The organism is Daejeonella lutea (assembly GCF_900168015.1).
Taxonomy (GTDB): domain Bacteria; phylum Bacteroidota; class Bacteroidia; order Sphingobacteriales; family Sphingobacteriaceae; genus Daejeonella; species Daejeonella lutea.
Window position 1 is genome coordinate 1163587 of sequence record NZ_FUYR01000001.1, and the last position, 19999, is coordinate 1183585.

The window sequence follows — 19999 nt, forward strand, 5'->3', positions numbered from 1 at the left end:
GTATAATTACTTGACCAACCTAATAATATAAACGATGTTAAAGTCCTTCAAGTATGGCAACCTTACCCCCTGATCCGGCAAGAAGTACCAGGGACCCGGTCTTTGCTTTTCGAACAGCATTATAGGATTCAGGTGAATACTTCATCCAGGTTTTACCACCGTTTTTAGAAATATCAGTTCCCGAAGTTCCGGTTGCTATTACAATCTCAGGATTTATGTACTCTACAGCTGATTTATATCCAAAAGGATTTGACTCAGGATGTGTCCAGGTTCGTCCGCCATTTTTTGTCAGCAGCATATTATTCGTGCTTAAAGTATCGGAGAGATAGTCACCGCCGACAGCCAGACCTCTTTTTGCACTGATAAAAGCTATCGAAAACGGTCCGGTAGAATTCTTTCCCTGGATAATTGGGCACGGATAGCTTTTCCAGGAAATACCCAAATTTTTAGAAACAAACAGCCGCGATTGGGCACCTCCCGTTGCGATTAAAACATGTCCTCCGTTAAGTATTCTAATTCCCGTCCCGCTAGCTGCAAATGATGCCTCTCCTTCTATCAGCTTTATATTTAAATTATTGCTTATATCAACCCAGGTTCGACCGCCGTCCTCGGTTCTGAGCAATTGCATCTTGCCATTAATAGGATCACCATAAATAATCCCATTCTTGTTATCAAGGAAATCCATTCCATCCAGAAATATCTCCGGCAATTCATTTCTGTAAACCTCCTTCCAATTAAGGCCTCCGTCATTAGTAACGAGTATAACTGCCGGAGAACCGGCACTTACGACAATGGCATCAGTTCCTGAAAAGGCCTCAATATCTCTAAAATCATATTTATCGTAACCTGTTATCTGCTTCCATTTCCAGTTTACCCCTCCGTCAGTTGTGACAGAAGTCCATCCATTACTCCCACTTACCCAGGCTACATTGTTGTCTACTACCGACAGCCCCCTGATGCTTGTTTTTGTACCGGAACTAAGCGTTCGTATGGACTGCGATAACACAGTGGAAATTCCCGAACCTAAAATCAGCAAAATGATGATCAAATTCTTCATCGTACTCTTGACCAGGTTTCGGTTCTTCCCAGGAGTGAGATCCCAACAAAGCCCCTGACATAGATTTGATTATTGTCGACCATACTAATCTTACAACTGTATGTTTTGCCTGTTTTAGGGTCGTAAATTGTTCCACCTTCCCAAACCCCCTCCTCAGAATAGCTGAAACCTCTAAGCATTTCGAGTCCCAATATCGGCCGCTTTGTTAAACTCTTATCTGGATTTTTATCATCCGTTTCCGGCTTTCCCGTACTATCGTTGGGCTTTTTCAACCAAACTATCTTGCCTGAGAACTTGCCACCAACTGGAAATATTTGAATCTGCGCATCACCTGTACTTGTAAGCCATTTACCAACAACAGCATCTTTAGTCTGTGCAAAGGACTGGTTAAATGCAACGAATAATAGGATGAACAACAATGATCTTCTCATCATGGGTCGTATTTTTGATATTGAACTATAAAAATATCGATAAATTACATTTTAACAGTAAAATCTTCTTCTAAGATTTTATATTTGCAGTCCCTTAGAAAATGCCCGGATGGCGAAATTGGTAAACGTTGCGGTCTCAGAAGCCGTTGGAGTTATATCCTTGAGAGTTCGAGTCTCTCTTCGGGCACTGTAAGTAAATAATCACCAATTACTTATAGATTCTTTAATGCCCAGGTGGCGAAATTGGTAGACGCACCACTTTGAGGGGGTGGCGCCTTAACGGGTGTGGCAGTTCGAATCTGCTCCTGGGCACTTAATAATTATACCACGAAAAAATACCACCAACCCAGGTGTGTAACTTAAATAAATTTTTAAAAAACATCCAGCTCGAGCCCATCGTATGCGAGGAAAATGCCTTCTGGTAGCTCCTGGGAAACTTTACTATGTGTTCCAAGGCGGTGACTAATATGCGTCAGATAGGTTTGTTCCGCGCCAATTTCTTTCGCCATACTGAGCGCTTCATCATAGGTAAGGTGAGATATATGACTTTCCTTTTGCAGCGCATTTATGACAACAATTTTCGATCCTCGTATCTTTTCAATATTCTCCTTGTCTATCGTTTTTGCATCAGTGATGTACGTAAAATTGCCGACCCTGTAACCAAATACCGGTAACTTATAATGCATAACAGAAATAGGTATTACATCAATTCCGGCAACATTAAACGGCTGATTCGCCTTTATTTCGTGGAGTTCGAGTCGTGGAATGCCCGGATACTTTGCTTCTGAAAATATATAATGAAATTCCTGTCGCAGGGCATTTTGAACCCGCATATCGGCATAGACGTCTATCTCTGCCTGCTGCTTAAAATTGAATGCCCTAACATCATCTAATCCAGCCACATGATCTTTATGTTCGTGGGTAAATAGGATAGCATCAAGGTGCTTCAGGTTTGCTCTAAGCATCTGATATCGAAAATCTGGTCCGGCATCTACAACTAAAGACTTTCCAGCTTCCTCTATCAAAACTGAAACACGAAGCCGCTTGTCATGCCTATCGGCCGACGTGCATACTTCGCAATCACATGCAATCACTGGAACACCCTGCGAAGTCCCGGTTCCTAGAAAAGTTATTTTCAAAATTCCAGCTTGGTTTGTTTCAGTAAATACAGAAATGCTTTTTGCTTTTCATCGAGTAGGTTATCGTCTGTTTCTGTATTTTGAAGAAGATCGGCCAGGGCATTGATTTTGTTATCAAGATTGGAAAACTTGTTAACGATAATTACCCGGCTCTGCTCCAAAATACAAGCACCTGTTTTAAAATTCCCTTTTTCATAGCGCAGTTTAAACCCCAGCGATTTCAGCAGGGATTCAAGCTTTTCAAGTGTGTGCTGTGTGTAAGAAAGGGACATTCTAAATCAAAAATAAATAAAAAGGGCTTAAACATCATATGCTTAAGCCCTTTTCAGGAAAATTTAAAAACTTATCTCAAATCAACTACCTCAACACCAGGATACTTCTTAGCATCAAAAGCAAAGGTTGATTCAGGAACTTTGATATTTGGAGTAAACGTTTTAATTGAATACGTATACTTATTGCCATTCTTGTCAAAGATCACTGCATTAGCAATCTGCTTATTAAGTTTGTCAATTTGCAAACGAACTTTAAAAAACGTACGTTTTGAATCTGTCGGGGTCAAATCGATATTGTGAACAATGCGACCATTGGCTGCCTTCGTGTCATTTGTATATAAGGATTTAAACCCTTTCTCATAAATAGTAAAAATCTTGGCGGGATTTAATCCTTCAGCATTATTATCTACTTCGCTTAACTGCACTTCCTTATCCGCTTTCAAATAAGTCCACTGGTTTTTTCCGTCACTTATTAATTCCTGACCCTTAAGAATAATTTTGTACTTATTCGCTTTGGATCTTACAAATAAAGTACCTGCCTGAGTTTCTTTAATTTTAGCTTGTGGGTTTTCTAGAGTGTAAGAAAAATCAGTTTTAATTACATCGTAGGCTCTGTATTTTTTACTTACTTCAGCGAGAATCGCCTTAGCCTTCACTTCGCTTTGCGCCATCAGGTTCATCGCCGATCCTAAAACAACAAACGCGCATATTACTACCTTCTTCATATTTTTATAATTATAATCTATTATGTATAACGTTATTCTTTTTGATCTAATGTACCCAAGAACTGTTCCAAAGAATATTCGTCAGGAATTAGAACTTCACGTGCCTTACTTCCCTCGAAAGGGCCAACTATTCCGGCAGCTTCTAATTGGTCGATTATTCTTCCTGCCCGGTTATAACCCAGCTTTAATTTTCGCTGAATTAATGACGTAGATCCTTGCTGGTGCATGACAATGAGTCGCGCAGCTTCTTCAAAAAACTGATCCCTGTCCGACGCATCGAACTCTTTCATTGAAGATTCCGAATTTTCATCTAAATATTCCGGCAACATGAAAGCAGACGGATATCCCCGTTGTGCACCGATAAAATCAGACACTTTTTCAACTTCCGGTGTATCTACGAATGCACATTGTATCCGTATAAGATCACTTCCAGTTGATAAAAGCATATCCCCTCGCCCGATTAACTGATCAGCTCCCCCGCTGTCGAGAATTGTCCGGGAGTCGATTTTAGAGAGAACCCTAAATGCAAGCCGGGCTGGAAAGTTTGCCTTAATTGTTCCTGTAATAATATTTACAGAAGGCCTTTGAGTTGCTATTACGAGGTGAATACCCACCGCACGGGCAAGCTGGGCTATACGCGCAATAGGGGTCTCTACTTCTTTTCCAGCCGTCATCATTAAATCCGCAAATTCATCGATAATCAGCACAATGAACGGCAAGAAACGATGGCCGTCGTTCGGATTGAGCTTTCTGCTGATAAATTTTTGATTATATTCTTTAAGATTTCTTACATGTGCATTCTTCAACAGATCATACCGCTGATCCATCTCGATACACAAAGAATTTAGTGTAGCGATAACTTTTTTGGTGTCCGTAATGATCGCATCTTCCTCTCCAGGGAGCTTAGCCAGAAAATGCCGTTCAATCTTTCTGAACAAGGTCAGTTCCACTTTTTTGGGATCAACAAGCACGAATTTCAATTGCGAAGGATGCATTTTATAAAGCAGAGATACGAGGATCGCATTGATACCCACCGACTTTCCCTGCCCGGTTGCTCCCGCTACCAGGAGGTGAGGCATTTTTGAAAGGTCTGCTATATAAACTTCATTCGAAATTGTCTTCCCCAAGGCAATAGGAAGGTCCATTGTGGTATTCTGAAACTTCTCCGTAGCCAGCACGGATCGCATAGACACCATCTCCGGGTGCTGGTTTGGGACTTCTATACCAATTGTACCTTTGCCAGGCATAGGAGCAATAATCCGTATCCCTAAAGCGGCAAGGCTTAGCGCGATATCATCCTCAAGATTTTTGATTTTCGAAATCCTAACTCCGGGAGCTGGAATTATTTCGTATAAGGTAACGGTGGGACCTATGGTGGCCTTTATCTTATCAATCTCAATATTATAGTGATTGAGAGTTTCGACAATTTTATTCTTGTTCGCCTCCAATTCCTCCGCGTTTACAGCTATCTTATTTGATCCGTAATTTTCTAACAGGTCAAGCGGAGGATACTTATAACTTGAAAGGTCAAGTGTGGGGTCATACATCCCAAATTGCTCCACAAGTTCTGAAGATTTTTTCTCCTCCTCTGTAACTTCGATCGTTAGTGGTGGAGTTTCTTTAATTTCATTCACAACGGCCACTGCAGTTTCCATCGGTACATTTCTTGACGGACTTAACACCACATTAACATGGCGGTCTGGATCAGGCTCGATAGGTTGTAGTGGTGGCAGATTTTGACTAACCTTATTTGAATTGCCATTTTCAGAATTTGAACGGTTTGGAAGGTTAAATTCAACTGGTTCATAGCGCACTTCCTCTTCCAATTCTATATTTTCGGATGTCTCGGGAACAACATATTTCGGTTCTCTGCTCCGCTCCGGAATCTTGAAATCGATGTTATAAGCTATAATAAGGGCTGTCAGGCCAGCAAAAGCTAAAAGACCGGCTATACCTGCATTCCCAATTTGGGCCTGTAACAGGCGGTTCGTCCAGAAGCCGAACTCACCTTCCAGGTAATGTGGGTAATCAGTTAAAAAGGCATGAAAGAATCCCAGCGTTACCGAGATAAAAATCAGAAGAAAAAACGAATAAGAAAGCGTTTTTGAGATTGATAACACCTTTATCTTAAACAGCATGCGGTAACCCACAATAAAGAACACGCCAATAAAAAGGAATGAAGCGACACCAAACCATTCGTAAATAAACTGATGTGAAAGTAAAGCTCCAAATTTACCCAACCAGTTTTCCACCACGGGTTGGTTCAATCCCATGTCAATCAATTCAGCTTGCGTCTTCCAAAGGTTACCCCAACCTCCATTTGCATCGAGCACATAACTTTGATCATCCTTCCATGTAAAAAGATAGGATGTAAAGGCTATCATGAAATACAAGGAAACAATCAGGAAGAACAATCCAATGATCTTAATTGCACGGTCGTCGTTAAACTTAAACTTTGGCATTACATCCGCAGTTTCCCTAGAAATCCTCGATTTTGTGGTGGGCTTTGATTTTGGCTCGTCACGAAATGAATTCTCATTCCGGAACTGATTTCCTCTTAAGGGCATCCGATATCTTAATTATGTACTGACAAATATAACGTTATAAAGAATAATCAGATATTACCTGTATGCCTGTTTTTTCTTCCCGAATAATTAAACCTTTAAAAAACCTTGCGGTCTTAGTATTGAATAGATTTAGAGTTGAAGTAGAATTATTTTGAGAAAATATCGGCTCTGAAGAGTCATACGATTAGTTTAGGTTTAGGTGGTTAATCCCACTCCTTAAAATGGGGTGGGATTTTTTTATTTATTTTTATTAATATTGACTTACATACGGGCTTTTATCCATCAAAAAAGAATTACAATGGATCAAGATTTACTGGAAGAGTACATACAAACAGGCAATTCTTTTGAGCTCGACGCCCTGTTAACATCAAATCCCAAAATTGCTTCGGTAAAAACAAGTCATCAGGTATCGCCTTTGATGCTATGTTGTTATTACAGGCAGCCAGAACTTGCTGAGATTATTTTCAAGCATTTAGATAAAATTACCTTCTTCGAAGCCGCTGCAATTGGCAAAACAGACATTATAGAAAAAGCAATTGATGAATCACCTGGTCTAATCAATGATTTTTCAGATGATGGCTTTACACCCCTTGGCCTGGCGTCATATTTCGGAAACGAAGATGTCGTTCGGCTATTATTGTTAAAAGGAGCTGACCCAAATACCTCGTCTATGAATGGATACAACGTTTATCCAATCCATTCTGCAGTGGCATCAAATTACGACATGATAGCCAAAATGCTGATCGAAGCCGGTGCAAATGTCAATGTGGTCCAAATGTCGGGAGCCACACCCCTACATTCTGCGGCGCATAACGGAAATATTGACCTACTGATAGTTCTATTGGAAGCAGGTGCAGATGTTAATGCCTTGACAGAAGATGGGAAAACCCCGGCTGATAAAGCTTCAGAAAAGGGTTTTGCGGAAATCGCCAAGATACTTTCTTAGTATCAAGAAGTTAACTTATTCAAACAACAATTAAGGATTTCGGCAGTCAAACTTTATTAAAGGGGAAATACCGATTATGTTAACTCGAATGTGCGGCATTGGCTCCACATGAACGAAAATGATCCAGTCGACAATTCAATATTTCTGAAAAAAGGTGCCTTTCTCTTGATTTTTGTTGCTGCCTCTATCTACAAATCCCAAGCTCCAGCCCTTTTCCTTTTGATGAAGTGGCGAATATCTAATACTAAGGCGGCACATACATAGAATACCAAAGGAAACCCGACGGCTAAAAAGGAAGAATAAATAAAAAATAATCTGATCTTCGATATGGAGATGTTCAGACGCTCTCCAAGATAGGTACACACACCGAAGGACCGTTTCTCAAAAAATGTAATAAATCTCTGTAACATGTCAAATGTTCAATAATTTCATCCCGATGCCACAAGATAAGCATTTCTTCTCATCGCAGTAGGCTTTTTTCAATTGAATTAACGACTGCGAAAAAAATGCGCTTTCTGGACTTAACTTAATTTCTTTAAAACGAGCAATAATAGAATTTGTTTCGGGCGGCAGGCTCTCGAGAAGCAAAATGCTTCGGTTAATATGATCTTGAGATGAATTCTGCCGTCCATAAGCCATTAAAAAAACAGCAACAGTATTAATAAGTATATTATTTAATGAATGTTCTCCCAGCAATGGGAAACGTCTTTGTGAAGGTACGTCGAATCGGTAATGATCCTGCCAATATTCATTTACAGACAACCCCTGAAACATATGGATAACCCGATTGACATCCTTTTCACGTAGTATTTTTGAGAATAGATGACTCGAACTGAGCACAAGTCCAGCGAATTGCGCAAGACGTGTTGTCGGGAAATTAACCGGCCTCATTCTCATGTACTTCCATAAGAAGTTATCCATCATTATTAACCCGTGCTTTTTCGTCAAAAATTCATACTCCTTTCGGAGCAATTTTGGATATGCATCAGTATGCCTGTCCATTAGAAACCCAGCCTGTCCAAAAATCAAGGCCTCAATTTGTAAAGGCTTATCTTTATAACGGTCTAATAAATATCGAGGCAAGGATCTGGCGAGCATCTCAAAGGGCATTGCATTCGTCTTGAAGCCAAAATTGGATGCAAGATGAATGTAAAATGCATCATCCCAACTTCCTTTAAATTCCATGAGTAAGTGTTCAACCGCAGCTGACTTCTGTTCTAACCTCTCAATTTCAACACGGTAGAGCCAGTTCCTGACATGAAAAGTATCGACTTGTCCAACCTGTCTTCCGCATGGAATCCAGTCCATACACTCTACTAAACTTAGATAGGCATCGGAAATCTTAGCCGGGATAAGCTCTTCGAGCGAGAGCGTTGGAATTAACGAACCATCCGTTCGAACAATATCCTTGTCGTGCTTCCCAACTACGTGTAAAATAACATTATCATAGGCTTGATCTGTCTGGTGCTTGTGTCGAGACCAGTCTGATGAACGTAAATGGATTTCAACGTTACCTGCCCATAAGGTATCTCCAATTTTCACAACAGAGCTTTGAAAATCCGGTCCGGAGTGAGTATTGTGTGACCCAACATTTAAAATCTTAATCGGCTCCCCTAAACTGGTTGTGAGATTTTTCTGGTCGAATAAGCGAAATTTCCAAAGATAATGTAGAAAATCTTCATGGTGGGCCATAGTTTAAGTTACGGCACTTATAAGGCAGAAAGGGTCTAGATTGAATTACCGGTATAATGTATTCAATAAGTGGCGGGAATTTTCAGCGATGTAGTTCCAGTTTCCCTCCTTAAATTATATAAGATTATTTTCTTCAAGAATATGACTCATTTCTTGTTGAAGCTTTAATGCTTCTTCCCGTGCCTTCTCAGCAAAGTCTTCACCCCTGGATGCATAAATTATTGATCGTGATGAGTTCACAAGTAAGCCGCAATCATTGTTTATTCCAAATTTTGCAACTTCCTGCAGGCTTCCTCCCTGGGCACCTATACCGGGAACGAGTAAGAAATGATCGGGTGCGTGTTTTCTGATATTTATAAATTCTTCACTTCTCGTAGCTCCAACTACATACATGATCCGGTCATTACCGGCCCAGGTATTCGCGGTATCAATAACTGTTTCGAATAAGCGTTGTTCTCCAGTTGTTAAAAACTGGAAGTTCTTTCCACCTTCATTTGATGTTAAAGCTAGTAGCACAACCCATTTCCCCTCAAATTCAAGAAAGGGTTTAACAGAGTCAATTCCCATATAGGGTGCTACAGTAATGGCATCAAAACTCATTCCTGAAGACTCCTTATCAAAAAAAGCTTTAGCGTACATCGTTGAAGTGTTTCCAATATCTCCGCGTTTAGCATCGATAAGGCCTAGGCAGGTTTTCGGAATATGCTGGGAAGTCATGATAAGGCTTTGCCACCCAGCTATACCTCTGCTTTCATAAAATGCACTGTTTGGTTTGTATGCCACACACAGGTCGTGAGTCGCGTCAATGATTCGTTTATTAAACTCAAAAACAGGATCAGCAAAATCTAGCAAAAAGCTTGGAATAAGACTTATATCAGTGTCTAGTCCAACACATAAAAACGATTTCTTCTGCTTTATTTGGTTAACTAACTGCTGTCTATTCATCAGGAATATAATTTTGAGCGAAAATAAATAAAGAAGGTGTCATGCACTCAAAAAAAGAAATTAAAGTTTTGATTATTTCATTTAATTGTATAGCATTGTGCTGTAATCTCAATTTATCCCTGAATTCAGGAAATCACAATAATTCCTAGATATCATTTTTTGAATTTATTTGTGCTGTCGTTCTCCAGGATGAATTATTGAACTAAAAATCCCAAAACTATAAACCATATTTAATGCTGGATAGTAATAAATTGAACGATAAGCTCGTTTCTGAGCTGCGTGAAATTGCCCAAAGCCTTGGCGTAGCCGACACTGATACATTGCGCAAGCAGGACCTCATTCATAAAATTATTGAAAGCTCGGCAAACCCTCCCTCACCTGAAGTTACGGTAGCTACTATAAATGAAGGCGATACAAATCAGGCTGATGGCAAACCCCGTAAACGTTTAAGAAGTGTAAAAGCAAAGAACGAAACCAAACAACACCAGGAAGTTCATCTTGATAATACACGTACATTCGATTTTCCTGAAGAGGAGGAGATTTCCCAGCAGGATGCAATCAGCGACTCGTCCGAACAACAAAACATTTCAGATAACATTACACAAACTCAAGAATCGAATGCATCCGAAGAACAAACGAGTTCTGAAATTGTAGAAGATACCGAAGCAGTTAAGGGCCAACGAACTGGCGGCCAGGGTGACCAAAAGAAATTTGACCGCAGGCAAAACCAAAACAATCAGAATCAAAATCAAAACAGGAACCAGGAACCTGCTATTAACCTGGATTTTGACAATGTTATTGTTAATGAGGGGATTCTGGAGATCATGCCTGACGGATATGGTTTTCTGAGATCTTCAGACTACAACTACCTTTCATCACCTGATGATATTTATGTTTCGCAATCACAGATTAAATTATTCGGCTTAAAAACCGGAGATACTGTCAGAGGAAGCATTCGGCCGCCAAAAGAGGGTGAAAAATACTTTCCTCTAGTTAGAGTCGAGGCAATAAATGGGCGTATGCCAGCGGAAGTCCGTGACCGCGTACCGTTCGACTATCTTACACCTCTTTTTCCGACTGAAAAATTAAACCTTTTTGTTGATACGGCAAATCACTCAACAAGGATCATAGATCTTTTCACTCCTATTGGTAAAGGTCAGCGTGGCCTGATCGTTGCTCAACCCAAAACGGGAAAGACTATGCTCTTAAAGGATGTGGCTAATGCAATTGCCAAGAACCACCCGGAAGTATACCTGATCATCCTACTTATTGATGAACGGCCTGAAGAGGTTACTGATATGGCCAGAAGCGTACGTGCTGAAGTTGTATCATCAACATTTGATGAGCCAGCCGAGCGCCATGTAAAAATTGCCAACATTGTACTTGAAAAAGCTAAAAGAATGGTAGAGTGCGGACATGATGTGGTGATCCTTCTTGACTCAATCACCCGCCTTGCGCGTGCCTATAACACGGTAGCACCTGCATCAGGTAAAATTCTTTCGGGGGGTGTTGATGCAAACGCACTACACAAACCAAAACGCTTTTTTGGAGCAGCGAGAAACATTGAGGATGGGGGTTCATTAACTATATTAGCAACTGCCCTTACTGAAACCGGGTCTAAAATGGATGAGGTAATTTTCGAGGAATTCAAAGGAACTGGCAATATGGAGCTGCAGTTAGACCGTAAATTGTCTAATAAGCGTATCTTCCCTGCTATCGATCTTACTGCTTCAAGTACCCGTCGCGATGATTTGCTTTTGGATAAGGATACCCTTCAGCGAATCTGGATTTTAAGGAACCACCTTGCAGATATGAACTCGCAGGAGTCAATGGAATTCCTCCAATCACAAATGCGCGGTACAAAAACTAACGAAGAATTCTTAATTTCAATGAACTCATAGGATAATTAGGTTTTGGGCGTTAGGTTTTTACCTGCCCCATTTCCTAAGGCCTAATGCCTAAACCTGTTCACAAAAATGGTTAAACACATTCCCAATACCGTAACATGTCTAAACCTGTTTTGCGGCTGCCTGGGAATCGTTTATGCATTTCAGGGTGAGCTTGAAATTGCCTCATATGCAATTATAGTTGCAGCTATTTTCGATTTCTTTGACGGCATGCTCGCACGCTTGTTAAAAGCCTATTCTGATATTGGCAAAGATCTGGATTCACTTGCCGATATGGTGAGTTTCGGAGTTTTACCTTCGGTAATTATCTATCAGTTCTTCCTCCAGTCGTCTTCGCCTAACCAGTGGATAAATTTCTCAGCATTTCTAATTGCAATTTTATCAGCCCTGAGGTTAGCAAAGTTTAATAATGATACCAGGCAGTCCGAGAACTTTATTGGTTTGCCAACCCCGGCAAATGCTATGCTCATCGCCTCTTTACCGTTTATCGCTGCGGACCAGAATTTCGTCTCACCTTACCTGCAAAATCACTTTTTTCTCGTGTTATTTAGCTTAGGAATGGGACTATTACTCGTTTCAGAAATTCATCTTATGTCCTTAAAATTCAGCAGTATGGATCTTAGGAAGAATACAAATCGTTATATTTTAGTTTTTTCCTCACTCATTCTGCTGGTAATATTTAAATTTGCCGCAGTTCCACTCATATTGATTTTATACTTTATTCTATCTTTTATCCAATTCAGAACAGCAAAATGAAGTTTATCGCAGAAGTAAATATAATGCCACTCAAGGAAATTCTGGACCCTCAGGGCAAAGCCGTTACTGGCAGCATGAAAAATCTCGGTCTACAGGAAATTCATAATGTTAGAGTGGGTAAACATATTACACTCGAGTTGGAAGCACCAAATGAGACAGTAGCTAATCAAAAGGTAGATGAAGCTTGCCGGAAACTGTTGGCAAATCTGATTATGGAAAGCTACGAATTTGAATTACAGCCTGCTTAACCAGCCTGCTCGAGTTCTTTCTTTACCTCCGTTAGTTTATTGAACAGATCTCCGCTAAACTCATAAAGCATTTCAAATGCTGGGCCGATTGAATTTGTGTTTGTAAGGCTCCGCGCATTATTCTCAATTTCCGCCATACTTTCCTTTGCTGAATCGGCTCCCATAAACGCAAGGGTTGGTTTTATCTTGTGAGCAATTTCCGCTACTTTCGACCAGTTCTCTTCAGCGATATATTGCTTCAGCTGATCAAAATATGCCGGTGTCTGATCGAGGAATAATTCGATCATCTCAATCATAAATTCATTGCTCCCGCTAGATACATCGCGGAGATAGGTTAAATCAATTTTGAATTCTGCTTTGTTTTGAGATTGGTTTTCCGACATGAGAAATAAATATCAGCTAAGATAACTTTTTTACGAATAAACTATCCGACAAATCATTTAACAAATCGACAAACGGTCGGTTTAACGAGGGATGAACAAGCTTTGGCGCAATTTCACACAAAGGCTCTAAACAAAAACGCCGTTCATGAAGAAAGGGGTGGGGAATTTTCAAGTCAGATTCATTAACTATCTGGTCTCCATATAATAATATGTCGATATCAATAGTTCTTGAGCCCCATTTTTCTTTTCGCTCTCTTCCGAGCGCCAATTCTATCGATAAAACCCCTTTTAGAAGGTCGGAAGGGCCTAATTCTGTCCCAATGGCTATCACTTGATTAATAAAGTCCGGTTGATCGTTTTTACCCCAGGATGCTGTTTGATAAAGCGATGATGCTGAAGTAACTGCGCCCAGCCTCTGGGTAATCAATTTTGACGCATCTGACAGATATTTGATGCTATTCCCCAGATTACTTCCCAGTAATAAATACGCGATATTCATGTTATTTTAGCTGGTTCTGTAACATTTAGTCAGGTACAGCATCTGTTATTTAGTATAATTGCATAGTTAAAACTTTTGACCCTTATATGAAAGAATTTTTCAAATTTGTTTTCGCATCCATGGTTGGTGTAATACTTTCGTTTTTCGCGATTTTCATCCTTTTTATAATATTCATCACCGTTCTAGTTTCTTCCGCGGGAAGCGACAAAAAGGTGGAAGTGTCGGCTAATAGCGTTATGCACATGAGTCTGGATTATCCAATTTCTGAACGCGCCGATAAAAACCCATTTTCCGAGTTCAATTTTATGGGTTTTGAAAGCAAAAAAACACTTGGGCTAAAAGAGATTCTCGCCGGAATACAATCCGCTAAAACTGATGAAAATATCAAAGGGATTTATCTCGATGCTTCCTCAGTTTCAGCAGGGTTTGCAACAATTGAAGAAATCAGAAACGCGTTGATAGACTTTAGAAAATCCGGCAAATTTGTTCTGGCTTATAGTGAAGTATACACTCAGGGTGCCTATTACCTTGCTACCGCAGCAGACAAAATATATTTAAATCCTGAAGGGATGGTCGATTTCAGGGGTTTGAGCTCAGAAAGTATGTTTTTCAAAGGCTCGCTTGACAAACTCGGTATCGAGGCGCAAATAATTAAAGTAGGCACTTATAAAAGTGCTGTTGAACCGTTCATTCTGGAAAAAATGAGTGAACCGAACCGCCGCCAGGTTACCTCATTCCTTGGCTCAATGTATGATCACTTCCTCAATAAAATTTCAGAAAGCCGCAAAATTGCGAAGGCTGATTTATTCTCAATAGCTGACAGTGCGAAAGTCAGGGATCCAAAGGATGCAGTGTCTTTCAAAATGGTAGACGGTCTGCTTTATAAAGATCAGGTCCTTGATGAATTAAAGAAACGTTCCGGAAGTGATAAAAAGAAAGACGTCAAATCCGTCAGCATTGAAGATTACGCAGGAAAGGACGAGAGAGAGAGTACCACATCATCCAATAGAATCGCCGTTATTTATGCTAACGGTGAGATCATCAGTGGAGAAGGAAATGATAATACCATGGGCTCAGAACGAATTTCCAGGGCTATTCGCAAAGCCCGGACCGACGATAAGATTAAAGCTGTTGTACTCAGAGTCAATTCTCCTGGTGGTAGTGCTTTAGCATCTGATGTAATGTGGAGAGAAGTCGTTCTGACTAAAAAAGTTAAGCCTGTGATCGTTTCCATGGGAGACGTAGCTGCTTCCGGAGGTTATTATATCGCATGTGCGGCCGACTCGATTTTTGCTCAACCAAATACAATTACAGGTTCTATTGGCGTTTTTGGCATCATTCCAAACATGCAGAAATTCTTTAATGATAAACTTGGGATCACATTTGATGGCGTAAAAACTGGTAAATATGCTGACCTGGGCGACGTTAGTCGTCCACTAACTGAAGACGAAAAATTGATTTTCCAGCAGGAAGTAAACAAAACCTATAACACTTTTACTAAGAAGGTAGCTGACGGAAGAAAGAAGTCGCAGACATACATCGACAGCATCGGACAGGGCCGAGTATGGAGCGGAACAGAAGCACTGAATAATGGACTGGTTGATCGATTGGGAGATATAAACGATGCGATAGCTTCTGCTGCGAAAAAAGCCAAACTAAGTGATTATAAGGTAGTGAGTTATCCTGCTCAGGTTGATCCATTCAAATCGTTTTTTGATAATTCGGCCGATAAAGTCAGGGTTTATTTTGCTAAAAGAGAGCTAGGGGACAATTTCACTTATTACGAGCAGCTGAAATCGGCATTGAGTATTTCCGGAATTCAAACGAGAATTCCTTATAATATCACGATCAGATAGCACTCTACTTGGGCTTAACACCTATTTACCCTCAAAGGAGGTAATATTTTCGCAAGGCCGCGAAGAAGCCAAACGAATATTTGAAACGCATTAATAGCATCATGCAGGCCCTGCGACACTTGGGGGGTTACCCTGCGATCTTTGCGCATGCCTGCCGCCAGGCAGGTTTAAGATAGCCCGTTCCTAACTGTTCTAAAAATTTCTAGACGGTAAAAAAAGTGGCGTAAGCGCGAGCTCCAATGCTTCATTAAAAATCACCAAACTAAAGTTTATTACATAGTTCTGCTTATTTTTGAACAGACCTTAGTCCATGGAAAATAAAATAATCGCAAGAACCCTTCGCCTTCTTGGTCAGCTAATGGAGCTTCATGACGAAAATCCATTTAAAGTCAAATCGATCGCCAATGCTGCATTCAAAATTGACAAGCTGCCCTATCCTATCGCAGGGAAAAGCCTAACCGAAATGGAACAGATCGACGGTTTAGGTAAAAGCACTGCTTCAAAAGTATGGGCTCTTGTTCAAACTAATTCAATCCCGGAATTAAGTGACCTGCTTGCCCAAACCCCGTCAGGAATCGTCGAAATGATGCGGATAAAAGGATTGGGGCCCAAAAAGATTGTTGTTATTTGGAAGGAGCTCGAAATTGAGAACGTCGGCGAGCTCTATTATGCCTGCAATGAAAACCGCCTGATAGAAGCAAAAGGTTTTGGCCTTAAGACCCAGGAGGAAATAAAAAAAGCAATTGAGTTCAGCATGGCAAGCAGTGGCCGCTTCATCTATGCTAGAATTGAACATTTTGCAGAGGGTCTCCTGCAAGAACTCCAAAGGCAATTTAGAACTGATCAGGTATACGTAGTCGGACAATACCGCAGGAGATGTGAGATCATTGATTCCCTGGACATTTTAACGAGTTATTCCCTTACCAATGATATTAAACAGTTGCTTGAAAATGCGGGACTGAATCCTGGCTCTTTCATTAACAATGCGATAGAATGTGAAGCGGAAATTGGGATAAAAGTGAACCTGATCTTCTGTACGTCCGAAAATATTGGATGGCAAAAGATATTGCATACGGGCAATAATGACCATGTTGATGAGCTAGCCTTGAAATTGGTAAACACTGATGTAAGTGGCAAAAGTGAATACGAAATTTACGCGCTTGCTGGCATTCCATTTATAGAGCCTGAATTGCGTGAAGGTTTAAACGAATTTCCTCTAGCAGCTGCCAATAAATTGCCTGATCTGATTTCCTACACTGACCTTAAAGGAACTTTACATAATCACAGTACCTGGAGTGATGGCGTTCATTCTCTGGAAGAAATGGCTGTTTTTTGCCGCGATGAATTAAAACTAGCCTATCTCGGAATATGTGATCATTCCAAATCGGCGTTCTATGCAAACGGGCTAAATGAAATCAGGGTTGCAGCACAGCAGCGTGAAATTGAAGAACTAAATATTAAGCTTGCACCTTTTTATATATTTAAAGGCATAGAGTCTGATATATTGTATGATGGATCTCTGGACTATTCATCGGATGTTTTGGCATCTTTTGACTTTGTTGTTGCCTCAGTACATTCCATCTTGAAAATGACCGAAGATAAAGCAACCGAGCGCCTTATAAAAGCTGTGGAAAATCCATTTACCACAATTTTAGGGCACCCGACAGGCAGATTGCTTTTAAGTCGGGGCGGCTATCCAATAAATCACCGAAAAGTAATTGACGCCTGTGCTGCCAACAATGTGATTATTGAAATAAATGCAAATCCCTTGAGACTCGACCTCGATTGGAGATGGCAACAATATGCAATAGAAAAAGGGGTTCTTTTATCTATAAACCCCGATGCACATCGGAAGGAAGGTTTTTATGATATGCATTACGGTACTCTTATAGCGCGCAAAGGAGGTGTGTCCCGAAATAACTGTCTTAACGCAATGGATCTGGATCAGATCAAAACCTTGTTCACAAAAAAAAGAAGCTGAGTTGAAAACAGGGAATCTCAAAATTCTTATCATTCGATTCAGTTCGATCGGCGATATTGTATTGACCACTCCGGTTATTCGTTGTGTCAAAGAGCAACTGAGCAGTGTCGAAGTACATTATCTTACTAAAAAAGCTTTCGAACCGGTGCTTTCGGCGAATCCATACATCGATAAAATACATTTTCTTAAGGATTCTCTATCTGAAACTGTAGCAGATTTGAAGTTAGAAAATTTTGATCATGTTATTGATCTTCACCACAATATCCGAACTTTATACATTAAAAGAAGCTTAGGTAAACCAGTATCATCCTTTAATAAACTTAACTGGCAGAAATGGCTACTGGTTAGAATCAAGGTCAATTTTTTACCAAATGAGCACATTGTTGACCGATATTTGAAGACAGTTGAATTTCTTGGCGTCAAAAATGATGAAAAGGGACTGGATTATTTCTTGTTAAATAATCATAACCTTTCCCTCCTGCTTCCTCCTTCCCATCACCAATATATTGCGCTTGTTATTGGCGCGCAACATGCAACAAAGAGACTTCCTACCGATAAATTAATTGAATTGTGCCAACTGCTGAAACACCCTGTTGTGTTGCTTGGTGGGCCTGAGGACACAGAGCGGGGTGAACAAATTGCTACGGCTGGAGGAGATCATGTTTTTAATGGGTGCGGTAAGTTCAAGCTGGATCAATCCGCCTTTCTCGTGAAGATGTCAGCAAGTGTAATAACTCACGACACGGGCCTGATGCACATCGCTGCCGCATTTAAGAAAACTATTCATTCAGTCTGGGGTAATACTGTTCCCGAATTCGGGATGTATCCATATATGGCGGAAGAATCCAAAATACATGAAGTTAAAGGACTTTCATGCAGGCCGTGTTCTAAAATTGGATACCAAAAATGTCCGCTTGGGCACTTTAATTGCATGAACAAAATTGATCTCATAACTATTAGTCAGCAAGCTCATGCCTAAACAACTTTTACTGGTTCGACACGCCAAATCCGATTGGGATAACGCAAAATTATCTGATTTTGATCGTCCCTTGAACACCCGGGGAGAAAAAAGTGCACCTGAAATGGCTAACAGGCTGTTAAAAAAAAGGCTGATTCCTGAGCAGTTAGTAAGCAGCCCGGCTTTACGGGCTCTCTCAACCGCCCGTTTATTTGCCAAAGAACTTGGTATTGAGAAATCCTTAATTTTAACAGAACCTGAGATCTATGAGGCCCTTACATCTACATTGATGGCTGTTATAAATGACCTGGACAATCACTCTTCGTTCACTGCACTATTCGGACACAACCCGGGTATTACAAGTGTCGTTAGCAATCTCTGCAACAACGACTTGGTTAATATACCTACCTGTGGAATGGTACTGATTGAGTTCCCGTTCGATGACTGGTCAATGGTAAGCGCTGGAACCGGCGACCTAATCTTCTATGATTATCCAAAGAATGGACAGGATTAGAGTAAATTATCCTTTAGGCAAGTTTATAAACTTTTCCTGGCATCCCTACAATGATACCTTTCATTTCCATCCCCAGGATGTGAACTGCTAATTTACTTTGGGGAAAACCAGTCATCAGCGCCAGGTCATCCACCATAACGTCTCCCTTGTTCATCAGAACATTTGCAATTAGATTTTCATCATCCGACAGGTCCATTGGTAAGATCAGTTGTTGATTTGCTGGGGGTTTAACAGAGGATTTCATCCACCCTAATATATACTCAAGGTCTGCCAGTTTGGTGATTAAGTTTGCACGATTAGTTTTGATTAGGTGATTGCAGCCGGAACTGTACTCGTCATTTATCCTGCCCGGATAGGCAAAAACATCCCTATTGTACGAATTCGCAAGTTCTGCCGTGATTAGTGCGCCACCCTTAATATTGGCTTCAACAACAATTGTTACATCTGCCAGTCCAGCAATAATGCGATTACGTTTCGGGAAATTTTCTCTGTCAGGAACAGTCCCCGAAATAAATTCTGTCAGCAATCCACCATCGGCAATCATCTTTTCAGCTAAAGACCTGTGTTGGGCAGGATAAATTCTATCCAGCCCATGAGCCATGATCCCGACAGTAGCGAGAGAATTCTTCAATGCTTCTTTATGTGATAAAAAATCGATACCATATGCCAGGCCGCTTATAATCAAAGGCTCGTGGATCTTTAAGCCAGCAAGTAATTCCCGGCAGATATCCTTTCCATACTCCGTTGACTTTCTGGTACCTACGATACTGATGACCTTTTCAGAATCCAGATTGGTATTTCCCTTAAAATACAGCATAACCGGAGCATCGCTACAATTCTTTAGTCGCTTTGGATACTTGTCATCAGTAATAAATAATGCGTTGATCTTGTATTTCTCGATGAAGGAAACTTCTTTCTCTGCACGGTCGAACACGGAGTGATTCCTTATTACTTCAACCGTTTTTGGGCCTATTCCTGGTATTTTTCGCAGACGAGTTTCATTGATTTTAAAAACCTCTTCCGGACTACCACAATAACTAATTAGATTTCTTGCAAGAACAGGGCCTATACCCGGGAGGCAGGACAAAGCAATTTGATGCATTAATGACATATAGTCAAAGTC

The 19999-nt window shown here is 40.6% G+C and carries 20 protein-coding genes and 2 tRNA genes; 10 read left to right on the top strand and 12 right to left on the bottom strand.

Features of this window, described 5'->3' with window-relative positions:
• Window positions 1-37 precede the first annotated feature (37 nt).
• Window positions 38-1057, bottom strand: a complete 1020-nt coding sequence (locus B5X60_RS05185; RefSeq protein WP_079701552.1) for a WD40/YVTN/BNR-like repeat-containing protein — start codon at window positions 1055-1057, stop codon at window positions 38-40.
• A complete protein-coding gene (locus B5X60_RS05190) occupies window positions 1054-1491 on the bottom strand; it encodes a DUF2147 domain-containing protein (protein ID WP_317043737.1) in 438 nt (145 codons plus the stop codon). The genes B5X60_RS05185 and B5X60_RS05190 overlap by 4 nt, the downstream gene beginning before the upstream one ends.
• Window positions 1492-1591: 100 nt before the next feature.
• On the opposite strand from B5X60_RS05190, the gene B5X60_RS05195 reads away from it, so the two are divergent.
• A tRNA-Leu gene (locus tag B5X60_RS05195) sits at window positions 1592-1675 on the top strand.
• 41 nt (window positions 1676-1716) lie between these two features.
• Window positions 1717-1800, top strand: a tRNA-Leu gene (locus B5X60_RS05200).
• 59 nt (window positions 1801-1859) lie between these two features.
• On the opposite strand, the gene B5X60_RS05205 is transcribed toward B5X60_RS05200, so the two are convergent.
• The 4 genes from B5X60_RS05205 to B5X60_RS05220 form a co-directional block, all read right to left on the bottom strand.
• Entirely contained in the window at window positions 1860-2627 is a 768-nt protein-coding gene (locus tag B5X60_RS05205) for an MBL fold metallo-hydrolase (RefSeq protein WP_079701553.1), read from the bottom strand.
• Window positions 2624-2899: a hypothetical protein gene (locus B5X60_RS05210; RefSeq protein ID WP_079701554.1), complete on the bottom strand. Its 276-nt coding sequence runs from the start codon at window positions 2897-2899 to the stop codon at window positions 2624-2626. Before B5X60_RS05210 ends, B5X60_RS05205 begins: the two co-directional genes overlap by 4 nt.
• Before the next feature lie 71 nt (window positions 2900-2970).
• A complete protein-coding gene (locus B5X60_RS05215; RefSeq protein WP_079701555.1) occupies window positions 2971-3624 on the bottom strand; it encodes a LolA family protein in 654 nt (217 codons plus the stop codon).
• Window positions 3625-3656: 32 nt separating this feature from the next.
• Complete coding sequence (locus tag B5X60_RS05220) at window positions 3657-6191, bottom strand: FtsK/SpoIIIE family DNA translocase (protein WP_079701556.1); 2535 nt, start codon at window positions 6189-6191, stop codon at window positions 3657-3659.
• A 298-nt stretch (window positions 6192-6489) separates the two neighbouring features.
• Between B5X60_RS05220 and B5X60_RS05225 the strand changes: the two genes are divergently transcribed.
• Window positions 6490-7137 (top strand): ankyrin repeat domain-containing protein, encoded by a 648-nt coding sequence (locus tag B5X60_RS05225; RefSeq protein WP_079701557.1) that lies wholly within the window; start codon window positions 6490-6492, stop codon window positions 7135-7137.
• Between the two features lie 188 nt (window positions 7138-7325).
• Here B5X60_RS05225 and B5X60_RS18445 read toward each other — a convergent pair whose 3' ends face one another.
• The 3 genes from B5X60_RS18445 to pyrF form a co-directional block, all read right to left on the bottom strand.
• Window positions 7326-7547 (bottom strand): PspC domain-containing protein, encoded by a 222-nt coding sequence (locus tag B5X60_RS18445; RefSeq protein ID WP_079701558.1) that lies wholly within the window; start codon window positions 7545-7547, stop codon window positions 7326-7328.
• A 1-nt stretch (window position 7548) separates the two neighbouring features.
• Entirely contained in the window at window positions 7549-8829 is a 1281-nt protein-coding gene (locus B5X60_RS05235) for a DUF2851 family protein (RefSeq protein ID WP_079701559.1), read from the bottom strand.
• Window positions 8830-8943: 114 nt separating this feature from the next.
• Complete coding sequence (pyrF, locus tag B5X60_RS05240) at window positions 8944-9774, bottom strand: orotidine-5'-phosphate decarboxylase (protein WP_079701560.1); 831 nt, start codon at window positions 9772-9774, stop codon at window positions 8944-8946.
• A gap of 233 nt (window positions 9775-10007) precedes the next feature.
• Here pyrF and rho point away from each other — a divergent pair, with 233 nt between their 5' ends.
• The 3 genes from rho (at window position 10008) to purS (ending at window position 12685) form a co-directional block, all read left to right on the top strand.
• Window positions 10008-11675, top strand: coding sequence for a transcription termination factor Rho (rho, locus tag B5X60_RS05245; protein ID WP_079701561.1), 1668 nt, complete (start codon window positions 10008-10010; stop codon window positions 11673-11675).
• A 75-nt stretch (window positions 11676-11750) separates the two neighbouring features.
• Entirely contained in the window at window positions 11751-12437 is a 687-nt protein-coding gene (gene pssA / locus B5X60_RS05250; RefSeq protein WP_079701562.1) for a CDP-diacylglycerol--serine O-phosphatidyltransferase, read from the top strand.
• Window positions 12434-12685: a phosphoribosylformylglycinamidine synthase subunit PurS gene (gene purS / locus B5X60_RS05255; protein ID WP_079701563.1), complete on the top strand. Its 252-nt coding sequence runs from the start codon at window positions 12434-12436 to the stop codon at window positions 12683-12685. Before pssA ends, purS begins: the two co-directional genes overlap by 4 nt.
• On the opposite strand, the gene B5X60_RS05260 is transcribed toward purS, so the two are convergent.
• Both B5X60_RS05260 and folK read right to left on the bottom strand, forming a co-directional pair.
• Entirely contained in the window at window positions 12682-13068 is a 387-nt protein-coding gene (locus tag B5X60_RS05260; RefSeq protein WP_079701564.1) for an Hpt domain-containing protein, read from the bottom strand. The genes purS and B5X60_RS05260 overlap by 4 nt on opposite strands.
• Before the next feature lie 16 nt (window positions 13069-13084).
• Window positions 13085-13567 (bottom strand): 2-amino-4-hydroxy-6-hydroxymethyldihydropteridine diphosphokinase, encoded by a 483-nt coding sequence (folK, locus tag B5X60_RS05265; protein ID WP_079701565.1) that lies wholly within the window; start codon window positions 13565-13567, stop codon window positions 13085-13087.
• A gap of 86 nt (window positions 13568-13653) precedes the next feature.
• Between folK and sppA the strand changes: the two genes are divergently transcribed.
• The 4 genes from sppA (at window position 13654) to B5X60_RS05285 (ending at window position 18876) form a co-directional block, all read left to right on the top strand.
• Window positions 13654-15423: a signal peptide peptidase SppA gene (gene sppA, locus B5X60_RS05270; RefSeq protein WP_079701566.1), complete on the top strand. Its 1770-nt coding sequence runs from the start codon at window positions 13654-13656 to the stop codon at window positions 15421-15423.
• Between the two features lie 310 nt (window positions 15424-15733).
• Complete coding sequence (locus B5X60_RS05275) at window positions 15734-17404, top strand: DNA polymerase/3'-5' exonuclease PolX (protein WP_079701567.1); 1671 nt, start codon at window positions 15734-15736, stop codon at window positions 17402-17404.
• Between the two features lies 1 nt (window position 17405).
• Window positions 17406-18383 carry a glycosyltransferase family 9 protein gene (locus B5X60_RS05280; protein WP_079701568.1) on the top strand — a complete coding sequence of 326 codons (978 nt, stop codon included), beginning with the start codon at window positions 17406-17408 and terminating at the stop codon, window positions 18381-18383.
• Window positions 18376-18876 carry a SixA phosphatase family protein gene (locus tag B5X60_RS05285; RefSeq protein WP_079701569.1) on the top strand — a complete coding sequence of 167 codons (501 nt, stop codon included), beginning with the start codon at window positions 18376-18378 and terminating at the stop codon, window positions 18874-18876. The genes B5X60_RS05280 and B5X60_RS05285 overlap by 8 nt, the downstream gene beginning before the upstream one ends.
• Before the next feature lie 13 nt (window positions 18877-18889).
• On the opposite strand, the gene dprA is transcribed toward B5X60_RS05285, so the two are convergent.
• Window positions 18890-19978 carry a DNA-processing protein DprA gene (gene dprA, locus B5X60_RS05290; RefSeq protein WP_317043738.1) on the bottom strand — a complete coding sequence of 363 codons (1089 nt, stop codon included), beginning with the start codon at window positions 19976-19978 and terminating at the stop codon, window positions 18890-18892.
• Between the last annotated feature and the right edge of the window lie 21 nt (window positions 19979-19999).